This window comes from Caldanaerobacter subterraneus subsp. tengcongensis MB4 (genome assembly GCF_000007085.1).
In the GTDB taxonomy this organism is placed as follows: Bacteria; Bacillota; Thermoanaerobacteria; order Thermoanaerobacterales; family Thermoanaerobacteraceae; genus Thermoanaerobacter; species Thermoanaerobacter subterraneus.
Window position 1 is genome coordinate 233,587 of sequence record NC_003869.1, and the last position, 14,904, is coordinate 248,490.

Sequence of the window (14,904 nt, forward strand, 5' to 3'; positions counted from 1 at the left end):
ATGGCAACAAAACACATTATAGTAGAGGATTTGAGTGTTGAATATTTAGGACCTACCAAAAAAATTTATGCACTCCAGCATGTTTCGCTCGAAATATACAGAGGAGAATCTATTGCGCTGGTTGGAGAAAGTGGTTGTGGGAAATCAACATTGGGCGTAGCTTTTATAAGACTACTTCCTGTAAACAGCAGGATAACTAGTGGGCGAATAAGATTCGTAGATGGTTCAAGAGAAATAAATATTCTTGAACTTTCACAGAGTGAATTACAAAAAATTCGCTGGTCAAAAATAGTTATGATGGCGCAAGGAGCACTTAATGCTTTCAACCCAGTGATGCGCATAAAAGACCATTTCATAGATACAGCTTACTCACATGGGTGGAAAAATAAAACGGAAGTTTTAAAGAAAGCACGTTATTTGTTAGAAAGAGTACACTTAGACAGTGAAAGAGTATTAAACTCATTTCCCCATGAATTATCTGGAGGGATGAGGCAAAGAGTACTTCTTTCATTGGGGTTGTTCTTAAATCCAGAAGTTGTAATACTTGATGAACCTACGACTGCTTTGGATATATTGACACAAAGGAATATAATAGAGTTATTAAAGGAACTCAAAAAGGAGTTTAATTTCACGCTGATATTTATAACGCATGACCTTAGTTTAGCTGCTGAACTAGCAGATAGGGTTGCAGTGATGTATGCAGGGAAAATAGTAGAAGTTGGAGATGTGTATAATATATTTGGCACTCCGTACCATCCCTATACTGCAGGATTAATTACTTCTACTCCTAAATTGAGAGGCAAAAGCACAGAAATAACTTCTATCCCAGGGTCACCTCCTAATTTATCAGAGATATTCAAAGGATGTCCATTTTATGAAAGGTGTCCTTTAAGGAGTAGTGTATGCTTAAATACACCACCTACATTGACCTTTGTAGACGGGCAGGAAGGGCATTTCGTAGCATGTCATCATGCAAGCAAAGATACTTTATCTAAAATAAGACAAAGTGATTGGCTTTCAACTATCCAAAAATAGAGAGGGATTAAAAGTGGAAGAATTGGTAATTGAACTTAACAATATAAAAAAATTTTACCGGAAAAGAAATAGAGTGGTGAAAGTTATAAACGATATAAGCTTAAAATTTAAAGATGATGAAATTTTGTGCCTTGTAGGAGAATCTGGGAGTGGTAAAACTACTTTAGGAAAAATTATAGCTGGCTTAATAGAACCCACAGAAGGAGAGATAAGGTATAATGGTAAACTTTTAAGCCAATTGAAAGGCAAGGAAACAAAAGAAATAAGAAGAGCCATACAAATGATTCATCAAGACCCTTTTGCTTCTTTGAATCCTGTAAGGAGTGTATATCAAACATTATCTACTCCATTGATTTATTATAAACTTGCGAAAGATGAAAATGATGCAAAAAAGAGGGTATTGGAATTATTGGAAGTTGTGGATTTAACTCCTCCTGAAGATTTCATTTATAAGTATCCACACCAACTTTCAGGAGGACAGAGACAAAGAGTCGCGATAGCAAGGGCATTAACTGTCAATCCGAAATTCATAGTAGCAGACGAACCCGTTTCAATGGTGGATGCTTCAATTAAGGCAAGCATAATAAATACCTTAAAAAGGATAAGAAGAGAGTTTAAAGTAGGTTTTCTTTTCATTACTCACGATTTAGCTTTGGCAAGACTTTTCGGTGGAGATGGCAAATTGGGCGTGATGTACACTGGAAGAATTGTGGAATATGGGCTTACAGATGATATTATAGAAAATCCGAAACATCCATATACGATTACTTTGCTTTCAGCTGTTCCGGAACCAGATCCTGTAGTTACTCGTTCCAAAAAAAGAATAAAATTGAGAAGTGACGATATTCCGAGATTAGATAATCTGCCAGAAGGGTGTCATTTTCATCCTCGTTGTCCTGTGTTTGTGGAAGGCAAATGTGATAAAGAACTTCCTAAATTAGAAGCAGATGGGCTTAACCATTATGTTGCATGTTTTACAAAAGATGCCAGAGAGAAAATGCTGGGTGAGTAGAGAATGATTGGAGAATTTATGAAGAGATGGTTTCAAATAAGTATATGGATAGTCTTGGTTGCTGCTATTTTAATTATTTTTGAAGAGAAAGATACACCTGAATATTATATTACTCTTTTTAGCCTAATTATAGGATTAGTTTTTTTCATAATTGCATTAATACTCTATGTGATTTACAAAAGAAAAGATGAAAAAAGTGATTAAACTTTTAAAGGGGGTGAGGGGCAAAAAAGCAAAGTACCTTTTAGAAAATTGTACTTAAAAATTTAAAAAATTCGAAGATGGGGGTAAAAATGTATGAAAAGATACTGGGCCATATTGATTGCTTTGATTATGGTTCTCTCAGTTATGTTTGCGGGTTGTTCTGGAAAACAAACTCAGCCTGCGCAGAGTACTCCATCAAAAGAAGAAACAAAGAAGGAAGTTGTATTACATGGCGCATGGGCATATGATGTGCCTCCAAAGTCTCACTTTAATGTTTTTGTTACAGGTGCACTTACAATGCCAGGAAGCCCTTACACTGCTTTAATGACTAGTCCACTTGCTTTCTACTACTGGAGTGATGGTTCCTGGGATAAATATCTTGCTACCGATTGGACTTTAGACAAAGATAATTCTACCCTCACAGTTAAGCTTCGTCAAGGGGTAAAGTGGTCAGACGGTACTACGTTTAATGTAGACGATTTAATTACTTATTTGTGGATAGCTCGTGCAAAGGGTTATATGGTATGGAGATATATTGATTCATTTGAAAGAATAGACGATTATACTATCAAATTTAAACTGAATTCCATAAGCCCAGTTGTAGAGTATTATATTTTAAGGATAATGCCTCAACCAAGGTCAGTTTATGGAGATTGGGCTAAGAAATTTGAAGATTTATATACCACCTATAAAGATACAGTAAAGAAGTTAAACGAATTAAAAGGAGAGGAATTGAATAAATTTAAAGAAACAGCAGAATACAAAGAATTTAATGACAAACTCAAAGCTCTATTAGATGAATTTGATACTTTCCGTCCTACTGATTATGTAGCTTCTGGACCATTTAAGATGGATACACAGAATATTACAGAAGCCCAGTTGACTTTAGTAAAAAGACCAGATTCTTGGGTTGCCGATAAAGTGAAGATAGATAAGATCGTTATTTATAATGGTGAAACAGCTCAAGCAACACCTTTGGTTTTAGATAAAAAGCTTGATTTTGTAACCCATGCATTTCCGCCAGCAACAGAACAACAATTTATTCAAATGGGATTACGTATTATTAGATTCCCCTATTACACAGGTCCTGCAATTTTCTTCAATAATAATATCTATCCTTTCAACAGGGTAGAATTTAGGCAAGCTTTAGCATATGCTATAAACAGGCAAGAAGCAGGCACTGTTGCTTTAGCAAAGTCAGGTGTTGCAGTTAAGTATATGTCTGGTATGTCAGATAATTTATTAGATATATGGCTAGATAAAGATACAATAAATAAGTTAAATCAATATGAATACAATCCTGCAAAAGCAGAAGAAATCTTAAAATCAATAGGGTTCCAAAAGAAAGATGGGCAGTGGTATGATGACAAAGGAAAGAAGCTAGAGTTTGAATTAATGGTACCTTCAGATTTCTTGGATTGGAGTGCAGCTGCTGATAATGTGGCTCAACAGTTAAACAATTTTGGAATTAAAACCTCTATAAGAGGAGTAGTATGGAGCCAGTATACAACAGAGATGAACAAAGGTAATTTCCAGATGGGCTTTTTGCCTTGGGGTTCAAGTACTCCGCATCCACAATTTGCATACATGGCAGCTCTTTTAAACTATAACGGAGGGGCTAAAGGTAATAAAGAAATGCCTGGACAGAACTTCCCGCTTGTTCAGGAATACAAAGGTGAAAAAATTGATTTTGACGAATTGATTACAGAGGTAGGAAAGGGAGATATGGAATATCAGAAACAAATTGCAAAGAAATTAGCTCTAGCTTTTAATGAGTTACTACCAATAATTCCATTATTTGAAAGATATTCTAATGCTCCTGTACTCGATGGAGTAAATGTGACAGGATGGCCGCCAGAAGGAGATCCGATTTACAAAAATGGTTCTGCAGACTCCTTCCTTGTACCACTTATTATGAATGGAACATTGAGAGGTGTAGATAATAAATAAAATTTAAAAAGTTAAAGGTAGGCAAGTTTAAATTGTCTACCTTTAACTTTCTCTTTTTCTTTTTCGTGATATAATTTTTGTAAGAAATTTAAAATTTATATGGGGAGGATATTAAAAGTGAAAAAGCTTATTTTAAAGAATGCAGAGATATATAAAGAAGAGGAGATACTCTATAATGGTGATTTGTTAATTGAAGAGGGCAAAATTTCTAAATTAGGCAGAAACATTTCGGAAATAAATGCAGAAGTGATTGATTTAAAAGGTAAAAAAATAGTACCGGGATTCATTGATATACATATACATGGCGGTGTAGGTTATGATACCATGGATGCAACTTATGAAGCGTTAAACAATATTTCTGTGCATTTAGCTAAACATGGAGTTACAAGTTTTTGCCCAACTACTATGACAATGGATATTCCTGATATTTTAAGGGCTTTAGAGAATGTAAAAGAAACAATGAAAAAAGGGGTAGAAGGTGCAGAGGTCCTAGGAGCGTATGTAGAAGGTCCTTTCATAAGTAAAGAGCATAAAGGAGCTCAAGATGAAAAATACGTTTTAGATCCGGATAAGGAATTGTTTGATCAATTTTATGAAGTAGCAGGAGGTAATATAAAAGTTATTATTTTGGCTCCGGAAAAAGATCCATCAGGGGACTTTATAAAACATGTGATAAAAAAAGGAGTTAAAGTCTCTTTAGGGCATACCAGTGCTTCTTATGAAGAGATGAAAAGAGGAGTAGATTATGGAGCAACAATTGCTGTACACACGTATAATGGCATGAAGGGTTTCCACCACAGAGAGCCAGGAGCGTTGGGAGAAGTATTTTTAGATGACAGAATATATGGAGAGCTTATATGTGATTTCATACACTCTCACCCTGCAGCAGTTAAATTGCTTGTGAAAATAAAGGGTGTGGATAAAATTATTTTAATTTCCGATGCTATGGCTGCTTGTGGGCTAGGGGATGGAGAGTATAGCCTTGGGGGACAAAAAGTGTACGTAAAAAATGGAGAAGCGAGACTTAAAAATGGGACTTTGGCGGGAAGTACCCTGACATTAGATAAGGCTTTGCAAAATATGACAAATTTAGGTATTTCCCTTTTTGATGCTGTTAAAATGGTGTCTACTAATGCTTCCAAAGCGATAGGGATTTATGACAAAAAAGGGAGTATTGCAGTTGGAAAAGATGCGGATATAGTAGTATTAGATAGCGATCTTAGTGTATATATGACAATTGTAGGTGGGAAAATTGTATATTCAAAAGAATGAAGGAGAGAACTACTATCTTAAAAAAGGAACTCCCTATGAAGTAGAAATGTCAAAGGAGATATTAGGCAAGATAGATAAAATTGTTCTTAAAGCTATTGAAAGATGGTATTACTCCTGGGGCAGTTGTTTTGGTTGCCAAGGATGGAGTTATAGTCAAAGAAAAAGCATATGGATGGCGGCAAAAATATGATATGGGTAAAGAATTGTCAATCCTCTTCCAATGAAAGTTGATACGATATTTGATTTAGCTTCTGTTACTAAAGTTATGGGTACTACTCAAGCTATAATGAAACTGGTTTATGAAAATAGGCTGAAAGTGGCAGATAAGGTAGTAGAATTTATTCCTGAGTTTGGGCAGAATGGGAAAGAAGACATAACAATTTCTGATTTACTGACTCATACTTCTGGATTACCTGCTTGGAAACCAATTTACTATCACGCTTCGAATTCTAAAGATTCTTTAAAGTATATATGTGCACTCCACTTAGAATACAAACCGGGTACTAATAGGAAATACAGTGATATAGGATTTATGGTCTTGGGGTATGTAATAGAGATTATCACTGGGAAAAGGTTGGACGTTTACCTTAGAGAAGAAATTTATTTGCCGTTAGGGATGAAAAATACACTTTTTAATCCCTTTAAATATCTAGAAAATCCTAGGGATAAAGTTGCAGCTACTTCATGGGGTAATCCTTATGAGTATAAAATGATTAAGGAAAAAAATGTATACCAAGTGGAAGAAAATATAAATGAATGGAACAAATGGAGAAATTATACTTTGATTGGTGAAGCTAATGACGGCAACTGTTTTTATGCGAATGAAGGTATTGCAGGACATGCGGGGTTATTTTCTACTGTGAGTGATTTGGCTGTATTGGGGCAGTTAATGTTAAATGGAGCATTCCTGTAATGAATAAAAAATAAGGGAGAATGGACTTTGAAAAAATAAGTACCTCCTGATAAAATACAGAGTGTAAGTTTAAGAACTTACCTCGAATTATCAAAATAAACAGGAGGTACCTAAAATGAAGTATAAACAAAATGAAAAGATTTTGCAAGTAACGGGAGACACATTAATTGCGGGAGTAGACATAGCAAAAGAAAGCCATTATGCCAGAGCATTTGACTACAGAGGAGTAGAATATGGGAAATACCTGAGATTTGAAAACAATAGAGAAGGTATGACAAAATTTCTTAACTGGGCAAAAGACTTGATGGAGAGACATAAGAAAAACAAACTAATAGTAGGGATAGAACCGACAGGGCAATATTGGCTGTGTTTTGCCCAATACCTTAAAGACAATAACATAAAGGTAGTATTGGTTAATCCATTTCATGTAAAGATGAGCAAAGAATTAGATGACAATTCTCCCACAAAAAGCGATAAGAAAGACCCAAAAACAATAGCAATGCTAGTAAAAGACGGGAGATATGTAGAGCCGATAATACCTGAAGGAGTATATGCGGAATTAAGGGTAGCGATGGACATAAAAGAGAGGTTGAACAAACAAATAGGGATGACAAAAAATCAAATAACAAGATGGTTGGACATATACTTTCCAGAGTTTAACACCGTATTTTCAGACTGGGAAGGGAAAGCAGCACTTATCACATTAAGAGAATTTCCAACGCCTGAGAAGATAGCAAAAAAGAGTGCTGAAGAAATAATATCGATATGGAAGAAAGAAGTACAAAGAGGGGTAGGAGAAAAAAGGGCTATAAAGCTGATAGAAACTGCTAAGGAGAGCATAGGGAAGAAGCAGGGCATAAAGATGGCGGAATACGAGATAAAGACTCTCATTGAACAATACGAATTTTTAAAAAAACAAATTGAAGAAATAGAGAAGAAGATGGAAGAATTAATAGTTGAGATACCAGGGGTTAAAGAACTACTAGAAATCAAAGGGATAGGAGTAAACACAGTAGCAGATTTTATTGCAGAAGTAGGAGATATTGAAAAATATGAACATCCAAAACAGATACAAAAACTAAGGGGATTAAACCTAATAGAAAATAGCTCTGGTAAGCATAAAGGAGAAACGACAATAAGTAAAAGAGGGAGGAAGCGATTGAGGAGTGTGCTATTTAATGCAGTAATGGCCTTGGTCGCAAAAAACGAAGAATTTCGTGAACTACACAAATATTACACCACCAGAGCGCAAAACCCGCTAAAAAAGAAGCAATCACTAATAGTATTGTGCAACAAACTGATAAGGATATTTTATGTCATATTAAAGAAAGGAGTAAAATATGACCCAATCAAGATGATGAAGGACATAAAGAGGCCAGGCTTACAGGAAGCTGCATAAAAAGTGCCAACATACTATCAAATCAATTAAGGGTTAATCATCTTCTCTTCAGCTTTAACTTAGTCACATCTAAAGAGCTGACCCTTAAGAAGAAATTGATTTTTATGAAAAGCGAAAGTGTGAACGATGTGACATAAAAGGTAAAAGAAGGAATAAGACAAAAACAACCAATCAAGAGATGGGATATTGACAACAAGAGCGGGAATTGTCATAAAAATAATCACCATACGGGCAAAGACCCCTGCAATGGAGCAGAAATGACATCCACCTCATGGCAGGTAGAACGAAGGAATTAAGGACTAAGATCCAGTGAGACATGGGAGGGTAAACCCCATGAGATAAGTGGAGCTATCCCGCCATAATATGGAAATAGGATATGAGGTTTATTAAGCTTACCCATTTAATGGTTAGATAAGTAAGAAATGGTAATATAAGCCATGAGATGCTCTTGTTGTGATGAGAAAATTAAAGAAAAACTAAGATATTAAGAGAAAATAAAAGATAATAGAGGGAGGTGAATATTTGGGAATTAAATTGTATAGTAAAGAAGTAATAGAAGAATTTACTTCGCCCAAATCAGCCCCTTCCTCCTGGAATGCGTATAAATATGGTTATGGATGGGAAATTGCTAGGAAAGATTACATGGGAGATTTCACCTCATCGAGAACGTACGGGCACAGTGGTTTTACGGGTACACAGGTAATTTTTGATCCTGAATATAATTTACAAATTATTGTGCTTACAAATAGACAGAATAATGGACTCAATGAGAAAGGAGAGTATTTTAGTACTTTCAACCTTTCTAGAGAGATTTCTAACGTAGTCTATGAATCGTTAAAAAGACTCACGGTAATATGTCAATACCTTAAAATTGGAAAATAAAATTATCAAAGCAAAAAAAGACAATAATACCCTTAGCCAATTAATATGGTAAAAATTGGCTTCAAAAGTAGCAATTAATAGGTTTTAAAAGACAAAATTAACTCTTCACCGCCCCTTTGTAGATTTGGCCTTTGCTCAGCAGTGCAAAGACCAGCCTAACAAGTTTGCGGGCAGTCAATACCAGCGCTCTCTTATGCTGGTGCTTTTGAACCTCCTGATACTTGGTCTGATAATAGGCCTTGTATTCCTCGTTGTGCACCCGCAACGAGTTTGCGGCCATGACCAAGTAATAGCGGAGGTATTTGTTCCCGCTCTTTGTCAAACGACGCTCTTCAGCGTCAAAGTCGCCCGACTGATAACGGGTCCAGGTGAGGCCAGCATACTGAGCAAGAGAAGCTTCGTTTTTAAAACGCTTAATATCGCCTATTTCAGCGATTATTCCTGCAGCCGACACATCGCCTAAACCCTTAACTGTAGTAAGTGTTTGAGGGATAGCTTTAAGCTCTCTGGAAATAACCTTATCAAGGCTTTTAATCTGCCTTTTGAGATGCTCAATGTTTTGAAGAGTTAAAGAAAAGCTTTGCACAGGCCTGTTCCATTTTAGAGTTTAGGCGGTAAGCACGGTTTGCGGCTTGCTTTAGAGCAGTAGCGATTTCTTCAGGATTAGTGAATCTGTTTTTTCCGTGAGACTGAATAAACTCTGCAAGTTCTTCTATGGATATCTGAGCTATTTCATCAGGGGTAAATTCTTTCAGGACTTCAATGGACGCTCTGCCAAAGACGTTGGTAAAGGGATTATCCTGTTTGTAATTAGAGAATTTCAAAAAGAGCAAATTCAAAGCTCGATTTTTCTCATCAACAAGGAGTTCGACAAGATGTAATCTAAGCCTTGTAAGCTGACGCAAAGGTGCAGTAACAGAAACTTCATGGCTGTATGGAGTAAGATGTCCAAAGCGAAGCCTCTCAGCAATTATATAGGCATCTAAGGCATCAGTTTTAGGGAGTCTTGAGCCGAAAGCTTTTTTAAACCCGGATACAAGAGAAGGATTAATTTCATACACCTGGACCGAATAAGGCTTTAACTGAGGTGCATCCAAAAGGAAATCTCTAAGTGGAATACTGAAGATAGAAGTAGCTTCTAATCCAAGATTAAGTTGCGAGACATTGGATTTAGTTGCTAGTGAAACTAAAGTATCCACCAGCGCATTTGCGCCCTCAGCATTATTGGAGAAAGACCTAGCAGGAGAAAGTTGATTACCATTTTCATCGATGCATACGAGATCCAGCTTAGAGGCACTGACATCGATGCCTGCAAAGATAACCTGAGCCACCAGATATCCCTCCTTTGGTTGGCCAGGATTAGGGGCGTGCCCTGCGGGTGCGGTACCTAACAGCCTCGCGGGCGATAAGAGCTTGACAGGGCAACCGGGGGTGCACCCCTAGCCTGCTGAATCTAGGGGCCGGAATGCCTGCTGGCTCAGCTCACGAGTGAGAAACTAGTACTGCACCGCAGGGGTCTCACTCTTACTTGAGTAGGCTGTATTTGAAAAGCTACAGGGGGTGTTAAGAGTGACCCCAGACCAACCTAAATTAATTTTCGCAAAGGCACGCTCAATTATCAAGAAGTAAAAAAACTTCTTGATAATTTCCAAATCATATTATACGAGCATTCCTGTAATAAATTAAAATAGCCTTTGCAAAAATAAAACCCTCCTGGTAAAAAAGAAAGTGAAAAGGAAAAACAATAACCAGGAGGGTGATACACATGAACAAAGTACAAAAACTACTTTTAGTCCACAGTTCTGATATAATTTTTGTCGGGGTCGATGTAGCTAAAAAGACCCATTATGCAAGAATAATAAATCACATAGGACTTGAAGTAATAAAACCCTTCAAATTTAATAATAGCATAGATGGATATGAACGTCTAGTATCCAAAATACTTGAAGCCAAAGAAAAATCGAAAGCAACAAAAATATTAATAGGTTTCGAACCAAGCGGTCATTATTGGAAGCCACTTGCATGGTTTTTAAAAGAAAAAGGATATACAGTAGTGATAGTAAACCCATATCACGTAAAACAAAGGAAAGAAGAGGAGGACAACAGTCCATCAAAAAACGATAGAAAGGACGCGTTAATAATTGCAAGACTAATAAAAGAAGGGAAATTTCTAAACTGTCTTTTACCTCAAAACACATATGCAGATTTAAGAAACCTTTCAGTTGCAAGAAAGCAGTTAATAAAGAAACTAAACAGTGTAAAGAATAAAATTATTGCAATATTAGACGAATACTTTCCTGAATTTGAAGAAGTATTCAAGAATTTGTGGGGGAAAGCAGCCTTATGGATATTGAGGAACTGTCCATTTCCCAGCATAATACTTAAACTGAGCAAAGAAGAAATAGCAGAACAGCTAAAGAAAGCCACTAATAACAGGGTAGGCATGAAAAGGGCAGAAAAGCTCATTGAAGCAGCAAAAAAGTCAATAGGTGTAAAAGAAGGGATAAAAGGGGCACAAATACGTTTAAACATTTACCTTGATGAATTAGAATTTTTAAAAACACAATTAGAAACCATAGAAAAAGCCATGGAAGAACTGCTCAAAAAAATAGACATAGCAGAATATCTGTTAAGCATTCCAGGCATAGGAGTAATAACAGTAGCAGGATTTTTAGCAGAAGTAGGGGACATAGGGAAATACACACACTATAAACAAATCCAGAAACTTGGGGGATTAAACATAACGGATAACCAATCAGGGAAACACAGGGGGAAGACCAAGATATCAAAGAGAGGGCGTCCTGAGTTAAGAAATCTTCTATACAAAGCAAGCCTGACATTAGTAGCCAAAAACAAAGAATTTAAAGCACTTTACAACTACTTTTTAAGAAGGCGAGAAAATCCTTTAGAGAAGAAACAAGCATTAATTGCGATTTCAATAAAACTCATAAGAGTTATGTTTACGCTTGCTAAGAAGAAAGAAAAATACGATTCACAAAAAGTACTTGGAGAATATCGTATGAAGCAAATAAAGGAATTAGTAGCCTAGGGGGCAACAAATCAATTTAGAGCAAATAAGGTTGGGGAAGCTGTAGTACCCCCCATAAGGGCAAGACCCTGAATACGAGTAAGAAGCTCCCCAAAAGCCCTCAAAGGCAGGAGGAAGGAATGTAATTAAGGGCATGACCCTGAGAGACATGATAGGGTAGCCGAGGGCTAAGTAAAAAAACATAAAAATATGCTAATAAAAGGCAACCGTGAAATAAGTTGCCTAAGGGAGGTGTTGTGTTGTTTTAAAAAGGCTTTATTTGAAAAAGGTAAAAAGAGCTCAAATTTAGTGAAAAAATGAGATTTTTCAAGCTTGATTGAGCTAATTACAAAATATTGAGATAGGGGGACTTAGTATGTTTAAATTGGGATGGGTAGTCCCAGAAGTTAAAGAGAGTATAAATTCTTTTGTCAAATATGGACAGAAGTTAACTCATGTAAGCCCTACTTGGCTTAGATTTGATTCTAATGCGGACTTACATTTAACAGTAACAGAAGAGGAAATACACCGTTTTTTAGAAATAGCGAAAGAGAAGAAAGTAAAAGTTGTGCCTTTGGTGGTAAATGAAAGGTTCGATGAAGGAGTTGCTGGTTCCATTCTTGGAAATAAAAAAATGCAAGAGAAGGCAGCAGAGCAACTAGTAAAATTTGCAGAGAAATATCAGGTGGATGGAGTAAATCTAGATTTTGAGGGAGTTTTTGGTTTATGGAGGTATGAATATACAGAGTTTGTAGGAAAAGTTTCAGAAGAATTACATCGTTTAGGGAAAGAAGTTTCAGTGGATGTGGTATGCCAAACAGCTCCTCCAAAATCTATTGATGATTTAAAAGAAAATATGTCAGGAAATTTTGAGGAAATTAAGAAAATGCTGTCATGGGCGGATTCATATGATTATGAAGGCTTAGGGAAATTGGTGGACCAATTTATATTAATGGGTTATGACTATCATGCAATGGGGTCAGAACCGGGACCAGTTGGGCCTTTATGGTGGATTAGAGATGTTCTTGATTATACTTTAAAAATTGTGGATAAGAATAAAGTAGTCTTAGGGTTACCTTTTTATGGGAGGGGCTGGACTTCAATAGATAAAATGAGAGTAGAAGATTGGGAACCCAGAAACCCTATGAGCAGAGAACCTATGAAGACAGCTTTTGAAGCCGGTTTTGAATTAGGCAAAGCTTATGATTATAGAGAAATAAAAGAAAAATCTAGGTATTTTATAAAATCTGGAATTAATCCTGAAGAGAATTCTCCTTGGGGCGTATGGGAATTAGAGGATGGGAAAATGACAATTGTTTATTATGACGATTTAGAAAGCCTTAAGAAAAAGATTTCACTAGTTAGAGAATACGAATTATTAGGAATTGCTTTTTGGCGGTTGGGACACGAGGATGAAAGAATATGGGATGTTCTGTAAGCAGGAGGAATAGTATGAGAAAAGTAATAATTGTTTTTCTAGTATTGATAACTCTGTTATTTCTTTTTTTATATTTACATCCTGCAGACAAACGGAATCATTCTGAAAAAGATCCAATAGATGAATTGATAAAAAATATGACTGTGGAAGAAAAAATAGGACAAATGCTTATGCCTGCAATAGACGGTACAAAAGCGACTCCCCAGTTAGAGAAAATGATTAAGGATTACCATTTGGGTGGTGTAATATTATTTTCGGAAAATATACAAAGTATCGAACAAATTGTGAAGTTAACAAATGACATACAGAGTTTGTCACTCCAAATTCCGTTATTTATAAGTACTGATCAAGAAGGTGGGTTAGTTTATCGCCTTTCACAAGGGACAAAATTTCCAGGCAATATGGCTTTAGGTGCGACCTTTTCTGAAGATTTGGCTTATAAAGTTGGGAAAGTTATTGGAAGTGAATTAAAGGCTGTGGGGATTAATTGGGATTTAGCGCCTGTCATGGATGTTAATGTAAACCCATACAATCCTGTTATAGGTATAAGGTCGTTTGGTGGTAATCCAGACGTGGTGGCTAAACTAGGTGTTGCTTTTATGAAAGGACTTCAGGAAAATAAAATTGCGTCCTGTGTAAAACATTTTCCTGGACATGGAGATGTTGATGTAGATTCTCATTTAGGATTGGGGACTGTCAATAAAAATAGAGAGACTTTAGAAAAAATAGAGTTGAAACCTTTTGAGGAAGCAATTCAGGCAGGGACAGATGCTTTAATGACAGCGCATTTGAGTTTTCCTGCATTAGATGATACTAAAGTTATAGCAAAAACTTCAGAAGGTGTTCAAAAGGAAATCACTATTCCTGCTACTCTTTCTCACAAGATTTTAACTGATCTTGTAAGAAAGACCTGGGGTTACGAAGGCGTAATTATAACAGATGCAATGAATATGAAGGCAATTTCTGATAATTTTGGGCCAGTAGATGCTGTAGTTAGAGCTGTCAAAGCTGGAGCGGATATAATTCTCATGCCTGTAGATTTAAATGGCGCTTTCAATGAATTAGTCTTAGAGACGAAAAAGGGCATAATATCAGAGAAGAGGATTGACGATTCGGTAAGGAGAATTTTGAAACTTAAATATAAGTTAGGATTAATGGAAACAAAAGATATAGATTTGGAAAATATGATTCAGCAGGCAAGAGCTATAGTTGGAAATGAAAAAAACTTGTTAGTAGAAAAAGAGGTGGCTGAGAGGTCTATAACTTTATTAAGAAATAGTGGTAATTTGCTACCTTTAGGCAAAGAGACATTAAACAAGAAAATCTTGATAATTGGCGGTACTAAGGACCTGGTCAATGGTTTTGTAAATGAGCTAAAAAAATATCACCCAGGAAATAACGCATTTTTAGTGATAAATAACGGAACCCTAAGGGGTTCTGGAAGTTTAACTTCAGATCTAAAAAAAGCAATAGACGGCTCTGACATAGTGATTCTTATGACAAATAATATTATGTCTCCAAACAGTTTAGCTGAGAAGATAGTAAATTATGGAGGAGATAAGGTAATTGGAATAGCAGTAAGAAATCCCTATGATATCATGTATTATCCTCAGGTGAAAGTCTATTTAGTTCAATACGGTTGGAATCCATGTAGTATTAAGGCCATGGTAGATGTATTATTTGGTGCTGTAAATCCTACAGGGAAATTACCTGTAGAAATTCCTGGGTTGTATCCAATTGGGTATGGATTGAGTTATTAGTGAAGTCTTCT

12 protein-coding genes and 1 pseudogene are annotated in these 14,904 nt (G+C 36.2%); 12 read left to right on the top strand and 1 reads right to left on the bottom strand.

Annotation, left to right across the window (positions count from 1 at the left end; all coding sequences use genetic code 11):
- The 9 genes from TTE_RS01105 (at nt 1) to TTE_RS01145 (ending at nt 8,667) form a co-directional block, all read left to right on the top strand.
- Nucleotides 1–1,035, top strand: coding sequence for an ABC transporter ATP-binding protein (locus tag TTE_RS01105; protein WP_011024709.1), 1,035 nt, complete (start codon nt 1–3; stop codon nt 1,033–1,035).
- A gap of 13 nt (nt 1,036–1,048) precedes the next feature.
- On the top strand, nt 1,049–2,047 hold the full coding sequence (locus tag TTE_RS01110; protein ID WP_011024710.1) for an ABC transporter ATP-binding protein: 999 nt from the start codon (nt 1,049–1,051) through the stop codon (nt 2,045–2,047).
- An 18-nt stretch (nt 2,048–2,065) separates the two neighbouring features.
- Nucleotides 2,066–2,251 (top strand): hypothetical protein, encoded by a 186-nt coding sequence (locus TTE_RS01115; protein ID WP_157794993.1) that lies wholly within the window; start codon nt 2,066–2,068, stop codon nt 2,249–2,251.
- Between the two features lie 93 nt (nt 2,252–2,344).
- Nucleotides 2,345–4,201: an ABC transporter substrate-binding protein gene (locus tag TTE_RS01120; protein WP_041587082.1), complete on the top strand. Its 1,857-nt coding sequence runs from the start codon at nt 2,345–2,347 to the stop codon at nt 4,199–4,201.
- Nucleotides 4,202–4,318: 117 nt separating this feature from the next.
- Nucleotides 4,319–5,473: an N-acetylglucosamine-6-phosphate deacetylase gene (gene nagA / locus TTE_RS01125; protein WP_193328915.1), complete on the top strand. Its 1,155-nt coding sequence runs from the start codon at nt 4,319–4,321 to the stop codon at nt 5,471–5,473.
- On the top strand, nt 5,454–5,663 hold the full coding sequence (locus TTE_RS01130) for a hypothetical protein (protein ID WP_041587083.1): 210 nt from the start codon (nt 5,454–5,456) through the stop codon (nt 5,661–5,663). Before nagA ends, TTE_RS01130 begins: the two co-directional genes overlap by 20 nt.
- A gap of 30 nt (nt 5,664–5,693) precedes the next feature.
- Nucleotides 5,694–6,386, top strand: a complete 693-nt coding sequence (locus TTE_RS01135) for a serine hydrolase (RefSeq protein ID WP_009609609.1) — start codon at nt 5,694–5,696, stop codon at nt 6,384–6,386.
- A gap of 115 nt (nt 6,387–6,501) precedes the next feature.
- Entirely contained in the window at nt 6,502–7,785 is a 1,284-nt protein-coding gene (locus TTE_RS01140; protein WP_011024715.1) for an IS110 family transposase, read from the top strand.
- Nucleotides 7,786–8,307: 522 nt separating this feature from the next.
- Nucleotides 8,308–8,667 carry a serine hydrolase gene (locus tag TTE_RS01145; RefSeq protein WP_011024716.1) on the top strand — a complete coding sequence of 120 codons (360 nt, stop codon included), beginning with the start codon at nt 8,308–8,310 and terminating at the stop codon, nt 8,665–8,667.
- 97 nt (nt 8,668–8,764) lie between these two features.
- Here the strand turns inward: TTE_RS01145 and TTE_RS01150 are convergent.
- Nucleotides 8,765–9,998, bottom strand: a pseudogene (locus TTE_RS01150) (IS110 family transposase).
- Between the two features lie 434 nt (nt 9,999–10,432).
- Between TTE_RS01150 and TTE_RS01155 the strand changes: the two are divergent.
- From TTE_RS01155 to TTE_RS01165, 3 genes are all read left to right on the top strand, one after another.
- A complete protein-coding gene (locus tag TTE_RS01155) occupies nt 10,433–11,716 on the top strand; it encodes an IS110 family transposase (protein ID WP_009609587.1) in 1,284 nt (427 codons plus the stop codon).
- A 355-nt stretch (nt 11,717–12,071) separates the two neighbouring features.
- Entirely contained in the window at nt 12,072–13,133 is a 1,062-nt protein-coding gene (locus tag TTE_RS01160) for a glycosyl hydrolase family 18 protein (protein ID WP_009609615.1), read from the top strand.
- A 14-nt stretch (nt 13,134–13,147) separates the two neighbouring features.
- Nucleotides 13,148–14,893: a glycoside hydrolase family 3 protein gene (locus TTE_RS01165; RefSeq protein WP_050724065.1), complete on the top strand. Its 1,746-nt coding sequence runs from the start codon at nt 13,148–13,150 to the stop codon at nt 14,891–14,893.
- Nucleotides 14,894–14,904: the final 11 nt, after the last annotated feature.